16 protein-coding genes are annotated in these 15918 nt (G+C 67.9%); 11 read left to right on the forward strand and 5 right to left on the reverse strand.

Annotated elements, in window-relative coordinates:
• The first annotated feature begins 63 nt into the window (after positions 1–63).
• Together BN2503_RS13160 and BN2503_RS13165 are read left to right on the forward strand one after the other, a co-directional pair.
• Complete coding sequence (locus BN2503_RS13160; protein ID WP_054257117.1) at positions 64–1146, forward strand: patatin-like phospholipase family protein; 1083 nt, start codon at positions 64–66, stop codon at positions 1144–1146.
• A gap of 32 nt (positions 1147–1178) precedes the next feature.
• A complete protein-coding gene (locus tag BN2503_RS13165; RefSeq protein ID WP_054257118.1) occupies positions 1179–2249 on the forward strand; it encodes a hypothetical protein in 1071 nt (356 codons plus the stop codon).
• Between the two features lie 62 nt (positions 2250–2311).
• Here the strand turns inward: BN2503_RS13165 and pmbA are convergent, their stop codons facing one another.
• A complete protein-coding gene (gene pmbA, locus BN2503_RS13170) occupies positions 2312–3721 on the reverse strand; it encodes a metalloprotease PmbA (protein ID WP_054257119.1) in 1410 nt (469 codons plus the stop codon).
• Positions 3722–3793: 72 nt separating this feature from the next.
• Between pmbA and yjgA the strand changes: the two genes are divergently transcribed.
• From yjgA to BN2503_RS13190, 4 genes are read left to right on the forward strand one after another with little or no spacing between them, the layout of a single operon-like run.
• Positions 3794–4477 (forward strand): ribosome biogenesis factor YjgA, encoded by a 684-nt coding sequence (yjgA, locus tag BN2503_RS13175; protein ID WP_054257120.1) that lies wholly within the window; start codon positions 3794–3796, stop codon positions 4475–4477.
• Positions 4470–5066: a molybdopterin adenylyltransferase gene (gene mog / locus BN2503_RS13180; RefSeq protein ID WP_054257121.1), complete on the forward strand. Its 597-nt coding sequence runs from the start codon at positions 4470–4472 to the stop codon at positions 5064–5066. The genes yjgA and mog overlap by 8 nt, the downstream gene beginning before the upstream one ends.
• 14 nt (positions 5067–5080) lie before the next feature.
• The gene (locus tag BN2503_RS13185; RefSeq protein WP_054257122.1) at positions 5081–6718 is read left to right on the forward strand and encodes a SulP family inorganic anion transporter; all 1638 of its coding nucleotides are present in this window, start codon (positions 5081–5083) and stop codon (positions 6716–6718) included.
• Positions 6719–6776: 58 nt separating this feature from the next.
• Positions 6777–7874: an NAD(P)-dependent alcohol dehydrogenase gene (locus tag BN2503_RS13190; RefSeq protein WP_054257123.1), complete on the forward strand. Its 1098-nt coding sequence runs from the start codon at positions 6777–6779 to the stop codon at positions 7872–7874.
• Positions 7875–7898: 24 nt separating this feature from the next.
• Here the strand turns inward: BN2503_RS13190 and BN2503_RS13195 are convergent, their stop codons facing one another.
• From BN2503_RS13195 to BN2503_RS13205, 3 genes are read right to left on the reverse strand one after another with little or no spacing between them, the layout of a single operon-like run.
• Entirely contained in the window at positions 7899–8561 is a 663-nt protein-coding gene (locus tag BN2503_RS13195) for a nitroreductase (protein WP_054257124.1), read from the reverse strand.
• A gap of 4 nt (positions 8562–8565) precedes the next feature.
• Complete coding sequence (gene cysE, locus BN2503_RS13200) at positions 8566–9357, reverse strand: serine O-acetyltransferase (protein WP_054257125.1); 792 nt, start codon at positions 9355–9357, stop codon at positions 8566–8568.
• A 32-nt stretch (positions 9358–9389) separates the two neighbouring features.
• Positions 9390–10166: an RNA methyltransferase gene (locus BN2503_RS13205; RefSeq protein WP_054257126.1), complete on the reverse strand. Its 777-nt coding sequence runs from the start codon at positions 10164–10166 to the stop codon at positions 9390–9392.
• A 112-nt stretch (positions 10167–10278) separates the two neighbouring features.
• Here BN2503_RS13205 and BN2503_RS13210 point away from each other — a divergent pair, with 112 nt between their 5' ends.
• The gene (locus BN2503_RS13210; protein WP_054257127.1) at positions 10279–11250 is read left to right on the forward strand and encodes a DnaJ-like protein C-terminal domain-containing protein; all 972 of its coding nucleotides are present in this window, start codon (positions 10279–10281) and stop codon (positions 11248–11250) included.
• A 128-nt stretch (positions 11251–11378) separates the two neighbouring features.
• Positions 11379–12311 (forward strand): inositol monophosphatase family protein, encoded by a 933-nt coding sequence (locus BN2503_RS13215; RefSeq protein ID WP_054257128.1) that lies wholly within the window; start codon positions 11379–11381, stop codon positions 12309–12311.
• A gap of 10 nt (positions 12312–12321) precedes the next feature.
• Here the strand turns inward: BN2503_RS13215 and BN2503_RS13220 are convergent, their stop codons facing one another.
• Positions 12322–13233 (reverse strand): NAD-dependent epimerase/dehydratase family protein, encoded by a 912-nt coding sequence (locus BN2503_RS13220; protein WP_054257129.1) that lies wholly within the window; start codon positions 13231–13233, stop codon positions 12322–12324.
• Between the two features lie 51 nt (positions 13234–13284).
• Here BN2503_RS13220 and BN2503_RS13225 point away from each other — a divergent pair, with 51 nt between their 5' ends.
• From BN2503_RS13225 to BN2503_RS13235, 3 genes are read left to right on the forward strand one after another with little or no spacing between them, the layout of a single operon-like run.
• Positions 13285–14331, forward strand: a complete 1047-nt coding sequence (locus tag BN2503_RS13225) for a CDP-6-deoxy-delta-3,4-glucoseen reductase (RefSeq protein ID WP_054257153.1) — start codon at positions 13285–13287, stop codon at positions 14329–14331.
• Positions 14332–14345: 14 nt separating this feature from the next.
• Complete coding sequence (locus BN2503_RS13230) at positions 14346–15317, forward strand: Bug family tripartite tricarboxylate transporter substrate binding protein (protein ID WP_054257130.1); 972 nt, start codon at positions 14346–14348, stop codon at positions 15315–15317.
• 23 nt (positions 15318–15340) lie between these two features.
• Entirely contained in the window at positions 15341–15910 is a 570-nt protein-coding gene (locus tag BN2503_RS13235; protein WP_054257131.1) for a hypothetical protein, read from the forward strand.
• Positions 15911–15918: the final 8 nt, after the last annotated feature.

Consider the following 15918-nt stretch of genomic DNA (forward strand, 5'->3'; position numbering starts at 1 on the left):
CCCTCTCCAACCACCCCCTGCCGATACACTGCAGTGTTTTCCCTGACAGCAAAGCATCCTGCCATGCGCCTGGCCTTCCCGTTGCGCCCTCTGGTACTTTCCAGTCTTCTCGGCCTTGCCGCCTGCGGCAGCAACCCACCGGCCCCGCCCCCGGCGGCGCAAGCGCAGCCCGCCCTCACCACGCCCGCGCCAACGCCAGCGGCGCCGCCCGTCAAGGTGGGGGTGGCACTGGGCGGGGGCGCCGCCAAGGGGTTTGCCCATATTGGTGTCCTCAAGATGCTGGAAGCCAACGGCTTTGCACCCGCCGTGGTGGCGGGCACCAGCGCCGGCAGTGTGGTGGGTGCGCTGTACGCCAGCGGCATGAATGCCTTTGAGCTGCAGGAAAAGGCCGTGGCGCTGGACGAAGCCAAGATCCGCGACCTGCAGTTGTCCTCGGGCGGGCTGGTGCAAGGCCAGAAGCTGGAGGACTACGTGAACGCGCAGGTGCGCCGCAAGCCCCTGGAGCAGTTGCCCAAGCCTTTCGTGGCCGTGGCCACACGGCTGGAGGACGGCGAGCGCACCGTGTTCGCGCGCGGCAATACGGGCCAGGCGGTGCGCGCATCGAGCAGCGTGCCGGGGGTGTTCCAGCCGGTGGCGATCGGCAAGCACCATTTCGTCGATGGCGGCATCGTCAGCCCCGTGCCAGTGGATGCTGCGCGCCAACTGGGCGCCGACGTGGTGATTGCCGTGGACATCTCCAACAAGGCCCGCGGCCAGACGCCTGGGCATCTGCTGGGCGCACTGGGCCAGTCGATCGCCATCATGGGCCAGAAGCTGGGCCAGGCCGAGCTGGCGCGGGCCGACGTGGTCATCCGGCCCCAGGTGCGGGACATCGGCCCGGCCGACTTCAGCCAACGCGCCCAAGCCATCGTGGAAGGTGAAAAAGCCGCTCTCGCGGCAATGCCGCAGATCCGCGCGCGCATCGCGCAGCTGCAGGCCGAGCGCGCACAGGCCGCCCGGCAAGTGGCGCAGAAGGCACAGCAGCAGGCCGCCCTGGCACGCCAGCAAGAAGCCCAGGAGCGCCACCAAGCCTGCCTGGATAATCGCTCGCGCCTGCAAAAACTCGCCGGCATGGCCGGGCTGGACGACTCCTGCGCTGCGCCGTGAGGCTGGCGCCCCAGAAAAAAAAGACACACCCGATGACCACATCCTCCTCCTGGCTGCTGGCGGAAGCCCGCCGCACCAGCCGCAACCGCTGCATCGTCGCGGCATTGGTTCTGGCCTGCGTAGCGGGCTGGCTCGGTGCCCAGGCCCCCTACCTGCGCGAATTTTTCCGCGGCCCCACCACAGTGACAGCCCAGCACCTGGACACGCTGTCGCCCACCAACGCCAAGGCGCCGCACTGGGTGCGCCTGCGTGCCGAGGAAATGCTGGATACCGGCATCGAGGAGATCACGGTACGCAAGAAACGCGGCGTGGAGACCGGGCGCAGCGTCTCAGGCCACTACTTCGCCGCGCGCTTGGGCGAGCAGTTCGTGCTGGTGAAAGCGCACGGCGACAGCGCCCCCGGCAAGGAACTGGTGGGCGAGGTGCGCGCCCTGCCCACAGACGTGGCGCAGCGCCTGTTTGCCCACCCCAACGCGCAGAAGTTGCGCCCGCATTTCATGCCGCTGCTGCTGGACCTGCACGACTTCCGCACCAAGGGCTGGTGGATGCTGGGCCTGGCGGGGGTGCTGGTGCTCGCGGCGGGTGGCTGGGGACTGGTGGCCTTGGGGCGCATGCAGAACCCGCAAATCCACCCGACCATCGCGCGCGCCAGCCAGTGGGGACGGCTGCATGCGGTCACGCGCATTCTCGACCAGGAGCTGCGTGCGCCCGACACGCAAAAGATTGGCGGCTGGACACTGACGGCCAACCACCTGCTGCGCAAGCAGTGGCTGAACCTGGACCTGTACAACCTCAACGAGCTGCTGTGGGCGCACCCGCAGGTGACGAAGAAAAAGCTGTACTACGTAATTCCGGCGGGCGAGACGCACGCGCTGGTGCTCAAGTGGCGCGATGCCAGCATCACGCTCCAAGGCAAGGAGGACGCGGTGGCCACGGCATTCGCCCACATCGCCACGCACCAGCCCTGGATCCTGCTGGGCTGGAACGAAGGCTACGAAAAGCTCTATGGCCGCCAGCGCATGCAGATGGCGCGCGACGTGCAAAAGAACCGCCAGCGCTGGCAGGCGGCGCAGGCGGGAGTACCCGCCGGGGCGAGCGCCTGAATTGCTGCGTTTTCAGGAGCTGCCAGCGCTTACCTGGTAAGCGCTAGAGGCCTAAAACCCTCTTAACTCCCAGCCACCTTCATGCGGTTGATGAGCACCGAGCCCACGGTCTTGGCGCCGTAACCGTAGGCGTCGGCGCCCACGGCCTCGATGCCCTTGAACATGGTCTTGAGGTTGCCGGCAATGGTGATCTCGTGCACCGGGAAGGCGATCTCGCCGTTCTCCACCCAAAAGCCGCTGACGCCACGCGAGTAGTCGCCGGTCACGTAGTTCACGCCCTGGCCCATCAGCTCGATGACGAACAAGCCCGTGCCGAGCTTGCGCAGCATCTGCGGCAGGTCGTCTCCCGGCAGGGTGCGGCGCGAGGTCAGCGCCAGGTTGTGCGAGCCGCCGGCGTTGCCCGTGGTGCGCATGCCCAGCTTGCGCGCCGAGTAGCTCGACAGGAAGTACCCCTGCACGCGCCCGCCTTCGACCACCTTGCGCTCCTGTACACGCACGCCTTCCTCGTCGAACGGCGAGCTGCCCTTGCCGCCGAGGATGAAGGGGTCTTCCGTGATGTCGATGTGCTTGGGGAAAACCTGCTTGCCCAGGGAGTCGAGCAGGAAGCTGCTCTTGCGGTACAGCGCGCCGCCGCTCACCGCCTGCACGAAGCTGCCCAGCAGCCCCGCCGCCAGCGGCGCTTCGAACAGTACCGGGCATTCGGTGGTGGGAATCTTGCGGCTGCCCAGGCGGCTGAGCGCGCGTTGCGCGGCGTAACGGCCCACGGCTTCGGGCGCGGCCAGGTCGGCGGCATTGCGCTGCGAGCTGTACCAGGCGTCGCGCTGCATCTCGCCGTGGCGCCCCGGCAGCGAGGCAATGGGCGCCACCGAGATGCTGTGGCGCGAGCTGGCATAGCCACCGCGAAAGCCGTGCGTATGCGCGCTGAAGAAATGGCTTTGCTGCGCCGACACGCCCGCGCCCTCGCTGTTGGTGATGCGCTTGTCCGTGGCCAAGGCCGCCTGCTCGCACACCAGCGCCAGGCGCGCGGCCTCCTCGCTGGTGATGGCCCAGGGGTGGAACAGCTGCAGGTCGCGGTGGGTCTTGGGCGGGGCGATGTCGGCGGCATCGGGCAGGCCTGCCACCGGGTCCTCGGCCGTGAAACGTGCGATGTCGTAGGCGGCCTGCACAGTCCGCTCGATGGCCGCCTTGGAGAAGTCTGACGTGCTGGCATTGCCCCGGCGCTGGCCCAGGTAGACCGTGACGCCCAGGGACTTGTCGCGGTTGCGCTCCACCGTCTCGAGCTCGCCCTTGCGCACATTGACGGACAGGCCGCAGCCCTCCGAGGCCTCGGCGCCCGCATCGGTGGCGCCCAGCTTCTTGGCATGGCGCAGAGCCTGATCCACCAGGTCGGCAAAGTGGTCTTGGGTGTAGCTGAAGCCGCTTTCGGGCGAAGAAGCTTCGGCGCGCACGGCGCGGGAACGAGAGGTTTTCATAGCGGCGGCTATGATACTTGCCGCTTCATCAGGCTGCTGCGCCGCTGCGCCCTTTCTCCCCCTGCTTCACCCATGTCACGCAAACCCAAAAAAGGCTATTACGTGAAAGGCCGCTTCGTTGCCGAAGGCAGCGACCTGGACCTCGAACTCAAGGCCCAACTCAAAGGCACCCCGGACGCCAGCAAGACCGACCTCAAGCGCGAAAGCGAGGCGCTGCAGGCGCTGGGCAATGCGCTGCTGACGCTGCGCGCCGACCTGTTCGCCCGCCTGCAACTGCCCGAAAAGCTGCAGGAAGCGCTGCAGGAAGCCAAGCGCATCACCAACTTCGAGGGCAAACGCCGCCAGATGCAGTTCATCGGCAAGCTGATGCGCAAGCTGGACGAAGACGACGTCGCCGCCATCGAGTCCGCACTGGACGAGCAGCAAAGCGGCTCGGCTGCGGAAAAGCTGGCGCTGCACCAGGCCGAGCACTGGCGCGACCGGCTCATCGCCAGCGACGACGCCCTGGCCGCATGGCTGGCCGAGTACCCCGGCACCGACACACAGCAAATCCGCGCACTGATCCGCCAGGCACGCAAGGACGCACCCTCGGCCCACGATGCCCAGGTGGCCGAGTCGCAGGGCCAGGCACCACGCAAAGGCCGCGCCTACCGCGAGCTGTTCCAGCTCGTGCGCGCGCAGATGGACAGCGCCCAGGCGCCGGCCGACAATGCCTCTCCATCCCCCGAAGACGACGAGGAGTCCGGCCATGCCTAACACCCCGCAGTACGCACCGGTCAAGATCGGCATCGTCTCCATCAGCGACCGCGCCAGCAGCGGCACCTACGAAGACAAGGGCCTGCCCGCACTGCACGACTGGCTCAAGCGCGCGCTGCACAACCCCCTGCAATTCGAGCCGCGGCTGATTCCGGACGAGCAGGCGCGCATCAGCGCCACGCTGATCGAGCTGGTGGATGCGGGCTGCAGCCTGGTGCTGACCACTGGCGGCACGGGCCCGGCGCTGCGCGACGTGACGCCCGAAGCGACGCTGGCCGTGGCCGACAAGGAAATGCCGGGCTTCGGCGAGCAGATGCGCCAGATTTCGCTGGCGTTCGTGCCCACGGCCATCCTCTCGCGCCAGGTGGCCGTGATCCGTGGGCAGAGCCTCATCATCAACCTGCCCGGGCAGCCCAAGGCCATCGCTGAAACGCTGGAAGGACTCAAGGACGAGAGCGGTGCACAGCGTGTGCCAGGCATCTTCGCGGCCGTGCCCTACTGCATCGACCTGATCGGCGGCCCCTACCTTGAAACGCGCCCCGAGGTCTGCAAGGCATTCCGACCCAAGAGCGCCGTGCGCCCACGCTAACGCACTGGAAAAATGTGAGCGAATCCGGCAAGCCCGCCGCACCCCAGGGGGGCGGTGTCCTGCTGGCGGGCCTGGCGATTGCCGGGCTGCTGGTGCCCGAGGCCGTGGCCTACGCGGCCATCGCCGGCGTGCCGCCGGTGCACGGCCTGGCGGCGGCCCTCGCGGGGCTGCTTATTTACCCTTTCATCGGAACAAGCCGCTTCGCCACCCTGTCGGCCACCTCGTCGGCGGCGGCCATCTTCGCCTCGGTAGTGGCCGCCAATGGCGCCGCCAGCGCTTTCGCGCTGGTCGGCATCACCGGCGGGCTGTTCGTCATCGCCGCCCTCGCCCGGGCACACTTCCTGGCGGCCTTCGTCTCGCGCCCCGTGCTGCGCGGATTCGCCTGGGCCCTGGCGGTCACCATCGTCATCAAGCAGTTGCCCGGCCTCACTGGGGTGCCCACCAGCAGCACGGACACGTTGCCCCTGCTGTGGGAATGGCTGGGCGGTCTGCTTACGCTGCATGGCGCAGCCACGGCCCTGGGCGCAGGCGCGCTCGCCCTGTGGCTCGTGTTGCACCGTCTGCAGGCGCTCCACGCCTGGATTCAACCCTCGGTACTAATTCTGGGGCTGGGCATCGGGCTGTCTGCCATGCTGCCGCTGGCGGCGCAGGGCGTGGCGCTGGTCGGCCCCGTCACCCTGCAAGGCCTGCGGCTGGGCTGGCCCCAGCTGGACTGGGACAGCTGGGTACGCACCCTGCAAGTGGCGCCCGCGCTGCTGATGATTCTGTTCGCCGAGTCATGGGGCTCGGCACGCTCACTGGCGCTGCAGGCGGGCGATGTCGTCGATGCCCGGCGCGAAATGCTGGCGCTGGGTGCCGCCAACATCGGCAGCAGCCTGTTGCAGGGCTTGCCCGTGGGCGCGGGGTTCTCTGCCTCGTCAGCAAACTATGAGGCGGGAGGCCGCAGCCGCTGGACCGGCCTCGTGGCCGCCGCCGCGATTGCCCTGCTGCTGGCGCTGGCCCAGGACGCCCTGGCGCTGCTGCCCTTGCCGGTGCTGTGCGCGGTCGTGATCGGCATCGTCTCGCACAAGCTGGGGCCGCGCCCGCTGTGGGCCACGCTGCGCTGGAACGGTGACGCCTGGATGGCGCTGGCCGCCGCTGCCGGCGTACTGGCCCTGGGGGTGCTGTTCGGCATGCTGCTGGCCGTGGGCCTGTCGCTGCTGCTGGCGCTGCGGCGCTTTGCACAGCCCGCCTCCAGCGAGCTGGGCCGCCTGCCTGGGACGCGCGATTTTGTCGCCCTGCGGTTGCATCCGCAGGCCGAACGCACGCCGGGCGTGCTGGTGCTGCGCCCGGACGAACCCATGTTCTTCGCCAATGCCGAGGCCATGGCGCACACCGTGGCCGGGCTTGCACGCACTCCTGGCCTGCATGCCGTGGTGCTGAGCGTGGAATCCAGCGACGACATGGATGTGACCACCCTCGAAGCCATGCAGGAGCTGCACGCCCACCTGGCGCGCAGCGGTGTGGCGCTGCTCCTGGCGCGGGTCAAGGACCACCCACGCGCGGCGCTACAACGCGCTGGCCTGGGCCACATTGCCACGTTCTGGAGCGTGGACGACGCGGTCTGTGCGGCACAGGCACCGGCCATACCCGAGCAGCCCGCTGCGAAGTAGCCCCGCGCGCGGGCACGAGGGGTATGGTGGATCTTCCACCACTGGAAAGGAGCCTCCCATGACCGCCATGATGAAAGCCGCCGTCTTCGTGGAAAAAGGCCGTATCGCGCTGGTCGACAAGCCGATTCCCGACGTCGGGCCCAACGATGCGCTGGTGCGCATCACCACCACCACCATCTGCGGCACCGACGTGCACATCCTCAAGGGTGAATACCCGGTGGCGCCAGGCCTGACCGTGGGCCACGAGCCCGTGGGGGTGATCGAGAAACTCGGCAGCGCGGTGCAGGGTTACCAGGAAGGCCAGCGCGTGATTGCTGGCGCCATCTGCCCCAACTTCAACAGCTATGCGGCGCAGGATGGCTACCCGAGTCAGGACGGCAGCTACCTGGCGGCGCGCGGCCTGTGCGGCTGCCACGGCTACAAGGCCACGGCGGGCTGGCGCTTCGGCAACCTGATCGACGGCACGCAGGCCGAGTACGTGCTGGTGCCTGACGCCCAAGCCAACCTCGCGCCCATTCCCGACGGCCTGACCGACGAGCAGGTGCTGATGTGCCCGGACATCATGTCCACCGGCTTCAAGGGGGCGGAAAACGCCAACATCAAGATTGGCGACACCGTGGTGGTGCTGGCCCAGGGGCCCATCGGCCTGTGCGCCACCGCCGGCGCGCGCCTGCTGGGCGCGACCACCATCATCGCCGTGGACGGCAACGACCACCGCCTGGGCATCGCCCGGAAGATGGGCGCCGACGTGACGCTGAACTTCCGCAATGTGGACGTGGTGGACGAGGTGATGAAGCTCACCGGCGGCAAGGGCGCCGACAGCTCCATCGAGGCGCTCGGCACCCAGGCCACATTCGCGCAGGCCATGAAGGTGCTCAAACCCGGCGGCACGCTCTCCAGCCTGGGGGTGTATTCAGAGGATCTGTCGATCCCGCTGGCGCAATTTGCCGCGGGCCTGGGCGACCACACCATCCGCACGGCCCTGTGCCCCGGCGGCAAGGAGCGCATGCGCCGCCTGATGAACGTGATTGCCGCCCAGCGCCTGGATCTGGGGGTGCTGGTCACACACCAGCGCAAGCTGGATGAGATCGTCGAGGCCTACGACCTGTTCGCGCACCAGCGCGACGGCGTGCTGAAGATTGCCATCAAGCCGTAGCGGCCGCACACGTCCCGCGCCGCCTCAAGCAAAACCGCGCAGTTGCCCCCACTCGGCCCAGGGCGCGCGCGGGGTGCGCAGGGTATTGATGGGCGCGGTTGTGTCTTCATAGCCCAGCGCCACGCCCACAGCCACGCGATAGCCCTCGGGTAAGCCGAGCTGCTGCTGCACGGCGGCGGTGTAGCGGCGCCAGAAGCCCTGGGCGCAGGTCGCCAGCCTGTGCTGCACGGCCAGTAGCATCAGCGACTGCAGGTAAATGCCCAGGTCAGCCCACTGCGGCATGCCCATGCGCTCGTCCACGCACACGAAGATGCCCACGGGGGCACCGAAGAACTCGGCATTCTTGGCCAACTGCTTCAGGCGACCTGCCTTGTCCTCGCGCGGAATGCCCAGCGTGCGGTACAGGTCCTCGCCATTGGCGAAGCGGCGCGTGCGGTACGGCTCCCACAGGTTTGGGGGATAGGACTGCGGGCTCTCATCCTCCCCCGGCTGGGTCTGCGCCACGGCAGCCAGCAATGCGCGCAGGGGCTCCCCGGTCAGTGCCACCACGCGCCAAGGCTGCAGGTTGCCCCCCGAAGCGGCCTGGGCGGCCTCCTGCAGCAAGGTCTGCACCAGCGCACCCGGCGGTACTGCGGGCAAAAAAGCGCGCACCGAACGGCGCGCGCGCAAGGCGTGGGAAACGTCCATGGAACTACTTTCCGATGATGTCGTTGAGCTTGGCGGCCTGGAACTGCTCGCAGCGAACGGCCTCGAGGGGCACGCAGCCAGCGCTTTGCGGGGTGGATTGCGAGAGCTTTTCGATGGCCTGCCACAGCAGCGCGATCTGGTGCTCTTGCGAATCGGCGGAATCGATCAGGCCACGCATGGCCTGGGTCACGGGGTCGTCCTGCTGCTGCGTCACGCCGTAGGCGCTGAACTGCGCCTCTTGCGCCTTGGTCGACTCGGTCACGTCGGCGCTATGCCCTTCCTTGGAGGGGATGATACGCGCCGGAATACCCACTGCCGTGGCGCCAGCGGGCACGGGTTTGATGACCACGGCGTTGGAGCCAATTTTTGCCCCATCGCCCACCTCGAAGCCCCCCAGCACCTTGGCCCCGGCACTGACCACCACATTCCGGCCCAGTGTGGGGTGGCGCTTGGTGCCTTTGTAGAGGGACGTGCCGCCCAGCGTGACACCGTGGTAGATGGTGCAACCATCGCCCACCACCGCCGTTTCGCCAATCACCACGCCCATGCCGTGGTCGATGAAAACGCGCTCGCCCAACACCGCCCCGGGGTGGATCTCGATGCCCGTGAGCCAGCGGCCAACATGCGAGACAAAGCGTCCGAGCCACTTCAGGCCGTGGTGCCAGCACCAGTGCCCCAGGCGGTGCAGCCAGATCGCATGCAGCCCCGGATAGCAGGTGACCACCTCCCACAGGCTGCGCGCGGCGGGATCGCGGTCGAGGATGCACTGGATGTCGGAGCGCAGGCGGGCAAACATTGTTTTTTGTTATATCTAAAGACGAAAGCCAGTCAGTCTAGCGGCTTCGCCGGGCGCGCCTGGAGCATGGATTTGGCGACACCGCGCAGGATGTGGATTTCCTCGGCCGTGAGCTGCGCGCGGTTGAACAGCTGGTTCAAGCGCGGCATCAGCTTCTTGGGCGCCGCCGGGTCGAGAAAGCCGATGGCCGTGAGCGCCTGCTCCCAGTGCGCCAGCATGCCCGCCACCTGCGCGGCGTCGGCACGCAGCGGTGCGGCCTGTGCATCCTGCACCGCGAAGCCGCCCAGGGCCTGGCGCCAGTCGTAAGCCACCACCTGCACCGCCGCGCCAAGGTTGAGCGAGCCGAAACGCGGGTTGGTGGGGATGGAGAGCGCGACATGGCAGCGGTACACGTCCTCGTTGGCCATGCCGAAGCGCTCGGAGCCAAACAGGAAGGCCACGCCCGTTTCTTGGGCAATATTTGCCTCCAGCGCTTGCCCATCGCGCGCCAGCAGCTCATTTTTCAATAGCAAATCAAAATGCGCGCGTGGCGTGCGCGTGGGTGGACCGAAGTCGCGCGGCGTCATCGCCGTGGCACACAGGTGGCTCATACCGTCGAGCGCCTCGTCCAGGGTTTCCACAATGCGTGCGTTGTCCAGCACATCCAGCGCGCCGCTTGCACGCTGGATGGTTTCCTCCTTGCGCAGCACGTTGGGCCAACGCGGCGCGACCAGCACGAGGTCGTCGAACCCCATGGTTTTCATGGCGCGCGCGGCGGCGCCGACGTTGCCGGCATGGCTGGTGTGAATCAGAATGAAGCGTGTGCGCATGGCAGCAAAAAAACGGCAAACTGCGATTGTCGCCGCCCAGCCCCCTGCGCACGGTACACCGCATGGCCTGCTCGTGCGTTGAAACCCGAAACCGTTTTCCGGAGACCCTCTGATGCACAGCCTCGCCCCCCGCCCTTCCAGCACAGCCCGCTTGCGGCTGTCCTTGCAGTCCCTGTGGCTGCTTGGCCTGTTCACCTTGCTGCTGCTGGCGTTGAGCGGCCCCGCCCGCGCCCAGCGCGGCGGTGAATACCAAGTCACGCGCGCCACCTACGGCACATCCTGGCAAGGCATGGACGTCACCCAGCGTGTGCACCAATTGACACAACAAGGCGGCAGCTTTCAGGTGAGCAACGACCTGTTCGGCGCCGACCCCGCCCCCAACCAGCGCAAGGTGCTACGTATCGAGGCCCAAGGCTGGGACGGGCGTGGGCGCACCTTCGAGGTGGCCGAGTCGCAGTGGCTGGACACCACGCCCTTCGCCCCGCAGGGCGGTGGCGGCTGGTACCCCGGCCAGGGTCAACCTCCCGGCCAGGGGCATGGCCAAGGCCACTGGAACCACAACGGCCAGGTTGTCCAGGCCACCTACGGCACCCCCTGGCAGGGCATGGACGTGACCGAGCGCGTGCGCCAATTGGCACGCCAGGGCAGCGGTTTCAGTGTGAGCAACGACCTGTTCGGCGCCGACCCCGCACCCAACCAGCGCAAAGTGCTGCGCGTGCAAATCCGTGGCCGTGACGGACGCACCCAGACGGCGGAGTTCGCCGAATCCTCCTGGGTCAGCCCCTCGCAGCTGGTGGATGGCTATGGCGGCAATGGTGGCTACAACCCCGGCGGCCCAGGCTATGGCTACCTGACCATCCACCGCGCCACCTATGGCGATGGCTACCGCCAAGTGGATGTGACGCAGCGCCTGCGCGCCTACGTTTACGACGGGCGGCTCAACGTGGAGGCCAGCAACGACCTGGCGGGCACCGACCCCGCGCCCAACCGGCGCAAGCAGCTGTACGTGGAGTACTCGGTGGGCAACAACGGCCTCATCCAACGGGTCACCGTGGGCGAGTCGGATCGGCTGCGCCTGCCCTGACGCACCACCCCGCCCGCTGCGCGCTGGCGCGCAGCGGGTAGAATTAGCGCCCTTTTCCAGTTTCCTACCGCATCGCCGGTTCCGCCCCGCGCCTCCTGGCCGGGCCATCGCCCTTCCTCGCACAATCCATGTCGTCCAACCTGCACCCCATGCTTAACGTGGCCATCAAGGCCGCACGCGCCGCTGGCGCCATCATCAACCGCGCTGCACTCGACGTGGAGGCGGTGCGTATTTCGCAAAAGCAGGTGAACGACTTCGTGACCGAGGTGGATCACGCGGCAGAGCAGGCCATCATCGAGACGCTTCTGACGGCCTACCCCGGCCACGGCATCCTGGCCGAGGAAACTGGCAACACGCACGGCGCCAAGCATTCTGACTACGTCTGGATCATTGATCCGCTGGACGGCACCACCAACTTCATCCATGGTTTCCCTGTGTACTGCGTGAGCATTGCCATGGCTTTCAAGGGCAAGATCGAGCATGCCGTGGTTTACGACCCGACGCGCAACGACCTGTTCACCGCCACGCGTGGGCGCGGCGCCTTCATGAACGACCGGCGCATCCGCGTGTCCAAGCGCACCCAACTCAAGGACTGCCTCATCTCCACCGGCTTTCCGTTCCGCCCGGGCGACAACTTCAAGAACTACATGGCCATGATGGCCGACCTCATGCCACGCACCGCCGGCCTGCGCCGCCCTGGTGCTGCGGCGCTCGATCTGGCCTACGTGGCTGCCGGTTTTGCCGACGGTTTCTTCGAATCCGGCCTGTCCATCTGGGACGTGGCCGCCGGCTCGCTGCTGGTGACCGAGGCCGGCGGCCTCATTGGCAACTTCACCGGCGAAGCCGACTTCCTGGAACAGAAGGAATGCCTGGCCGCCAGCCCGCGCATCTATGGCCAACTGGTGCCGCTGCTGGGCAAGTACAGCAAGTTCGCCAGCGCCGGCGAAAAAGCGGCGCTGCGCCAGGCGGGTGAGCGCCCGGCTACTGCCGAGGAAGCGGACGAAACCAAGACATCCGAAGCGTCCGACATGCCTCCCGCCCAAGACGGCGAGAGCGCCTAAGCACCCCGCGCTAGGGTACGACCAGGCCCTGCCGTACGGTGGGGTAGCGCAGCACCAGGCGCAGTTCGCTGCGCATGCGCCGCGTCTCCAGGCGGCGCGACTCCTCCATGAAACTCAGCAGCATGGGTGGCAGCTCGCTCTGCGCCTGCGCGCGCGCAATGCGCCGCGGGCGCGGCAGGCCATACAGGTCAGCCGCCCAGTCGAAGTAGTCGCCCATCTTCATGTCGCTGGCATCGCTCACATGGCAGGTGCGCTGCGCCCGCCCGCGCCACAGCGCCAGCGCACAGGCACGGCCCAGGTCATCGGCGTGGATGTGGTTGGTGTACACGTCGTCCTGCGCCGCCAGCACCGGAGTGCCTCGGCGCAGGCGCGCTTCAGGCGTACCCCCCTCGCGGTCGGGCGCATAGATACCCGGGATGCGCAGGATGCTCACGCGCACCCCGGCACAGCCCCAGGCGCGCAGCGCGCACTCGGCGTCCACGCGGCGGCGCGCGCGCGCTGTCCGAGGCGCCACGGGGCGCGCTTCGCTTACCCAGGCACCGCCACAGTCCCCATAGACTCCGGTGGTAGAGCCATAGACCAAGGCGCGCGGCGCCTGGCGTCGGCGCAGAGCGCAGACCAGCGCCCAGGTTCGTGGATCGCCCTCCCCCTCGCTGGGAGGGGGGGCCAGATGCAAGACACGCGTGGCCAAGCCCGCCAGACGGCGCAACGTGCTGGCATCGTCCAGGTTGCCCACCAAGGGGGTGATGCCTGCACTGCGCAGCGGCACACGGCGTGCGGCGCTCGAAGTCAGCGCCAGCACGCGTGCATGGCGCAGTTCGCGGGCGGCACGCAGGCCGACGTCGCCGCAGCCGACGACAAGCACGCGCTCGCGCCGAAAACGGGCCGGAAGCGCACCCAGAGGGTTTTGGTTAGAAGGCACAATGCTCGGTTGGCTTTGTTTGACAACGACTCCAAGGATACCCACTCCATGATGCCCCCTGCCGACACCGCCTTCCAGATCACTGTGCAGCCCAGCGGACGCGGCTTCCAAGCCAATGGCGGCGAATCCATCCTCGCGGCGGCGATCCAGCACGGCGTAGGCCTGCCCTACGGTTGCAAGGACGGCGCCTGCGGCTCATGCAAGTGCAAGAAGCTCAGCGGCACCGTCAGCCATGGCCCGCACCAGGACAAGGCCCTGAGTGCCGACGAAGAAGCCGCCGGCTACGTACTGACCTGCTGCGCACACCCCCAGTCCGACGTGGTGCTCGAATCGCGCCAGGTGACCGACGAACGTGCCTACCCCGTGAAGAAGCTGCCGGTGCGCGTGGCGGCACTGGAGAAGAAATCGCACGACGTGATGCAGCTGCGCCTGCAGTTGCCCGCCACGGACGTGTTCCGCTACCACGCGGGCCAGTACATCGAATTCGTGCTCCAGGGCGGCCTGCGCCGCGCCTATTCCATGGCCACGGCGCCGCACCAGCAGGAGAGCGCCCCGGGGCTGGAGCTGCACATTCGCCACATGCCGGGCGGTCGCTTCACCGACTATGTCTTCACGGCCATGAAGGAAAAAGAGATCCTGCGCATCGAGGGGCCATTCGGCAGCTTCTTCCTGCGTGAGGACTCGGACAAACCCATCGTGCTGCTGGCCTCGGGCACCGGCTTTGCGCCGGTGAAGGCACTGATCGAGCACATGCAGCACAAGGGCATTACGCGCCCCACCGTGCTCTACTGGGGTGGGCGCCGCCCACGCGACCTGTACATGCACGACTGGATGCTGGCGCGCACGGCCGAGATGCCGAACTTGCGCTACGTGCCGGTGGTGTCCGACGCACTGCCAGAAGACGGCTGGACTGGCCGCACAGGCTTCGTGCACCAGGCCGTGCTGGACGATTTCACCGACCTCTGCGGCCACCAGGTGTATGCCTGCGGCGCCCCCATCGTGGTCGATACGGCGCGCGAGCGCTACACCGCCGCACGCGGCCTGCCGCCGGAGGAATTCTTCGCCGACGCATTCACTTCCGAGGCCGACAAACACTGAAAGGACGACGCACCATGCACCGCAGAACCCTTCTGGTCCATACCGCCGCAGCCACCATGGCCCTGGCCGCACCGCTGGCCCTGGCGCAGAACGCACCCATCCGCCTGATCGTGCCCTACCCGCCCGGTGGGCCGCTGGACGTGACGGCGCGCGTGCTGGCCGAGCGTGTGCGTGACACGCTGGGCACCGTGATCATCGAGAACAAAGCCGGCGCAGGCGGCAACATCGGTGCCGATGCCGTGGCCAAGGCCGCGCCGGACGGCTTGACCATTGGCCTGGCCGCCACGGCCACGCATGCCGTCAACCCCTGGCTGTACCAGCGCATGCCCTACGACGCGGGCAAGGATTTCGCAGCCATCACCCAGATGGCGCGTGTGCCCAATGTGCTGGTGATGAACGCGGCCCGGGCCGAGCAGCTCAAGATCCGCAGCGTGGCCGACCTCATCGCCTACGCCAAGGCCCATCCCGGCAAGCTCAACTACGGCAGCGGCGGCAATGGCAGCGCAGGCCACCTGGCGGGCGAGATGTTCAAGCAAAAGGCCGGCATCTTCGCGCTGCATATCCCGTACCGTGGCGCGAACCCGGCGCAGCTGGCGCTGCTGGCCGGCGAGGTCGATTTCAACATCGACAACCTTGCCGCCGCCGCCCCCAACATCAAGGCGGGCAAGCTGAAGGCGCTGGCCGTCACATCGACCGCCGCCAGCCCCATGCTGCCGGGCGTGCCGCCACTGGCGGACACGTTCAAGGGCTTCACCATCGACACCTGGTGGGGCCTGGTGGCCCCCGCGCACACGCCGCCCGCCACCATCGCGCGGCTGAACAAGGCGTTCACCGAGGCCCTGAAGGCCCCAGAGACCCAGACCCGCTTCGCCACGCTGATGGCAGAGCCCGTGCCGACCACGCCGGAGCAGTTCGAGGCGTTCATGGCCAGCGAACGCGCCAAGTACCAGCAGGTGGTAAAGGCCTCGGGCGCGCAGGTCGATTGATCCCACGCCAGAAAGTACCCGCCATGGATGCCATCACCAACCTGTGGAGCGGCCGCGCTGGCCTGGCCCGGACGTACTGGGGCTACGGCGTCGCGGCCAGTGTGCCGTGGGCGCTCGCGCTGTGGCTGCTGACGCCCGGCAGCCAGGCCGCCATCACCGTGGTCTTTGCCTTCTGCGCCTACGCTGCACTGGCGAACATCGGCATCTGGCGGGCCGCCTCGGCCTACGCGGGAGCCACCCTCTGGGCCATGCTGGGCAAGGTGGTTTCCGTCCTGGGGCTGCTGGCCGCGGCGGGCGCAGCGACCATGGTCGCCGTGGCGCTGGACGGCGGGGACATGCAGGTGCCCAGGGCCCGACTTCCCGCTTACCAGGGCCAGGGGGCCACAGCGCCCGCCGGCCCGCACGACCCCGTGGATGTCGAGCTGGCCCGGATGGACAGCACCCACCCAGGGTGGCGCGACACCCTGAAGTCGCAAGACTTCCACGACTGGCTGGCCACGCAGAACCCCCGGATGAAGGCCGCCGTCGATACGGCGGACACGGCGCAGAAGCTCTCCGACATCCTCCGGATGTACGAGGCACAAAAGAAGTAAAAAAGGCC

Origin of the sequence: Paenacidovorax caeni, assembly GCF_001298675.1 — a bacterium.
In the GTDB taxonomy this organism is placed as follows: Bacteria; Pseudomonadota; Gammaproteobacteria; order Burkholderiales; family Burkholderiaceae_C; genus Paenacidovorax; species Paenacidovorax caeni.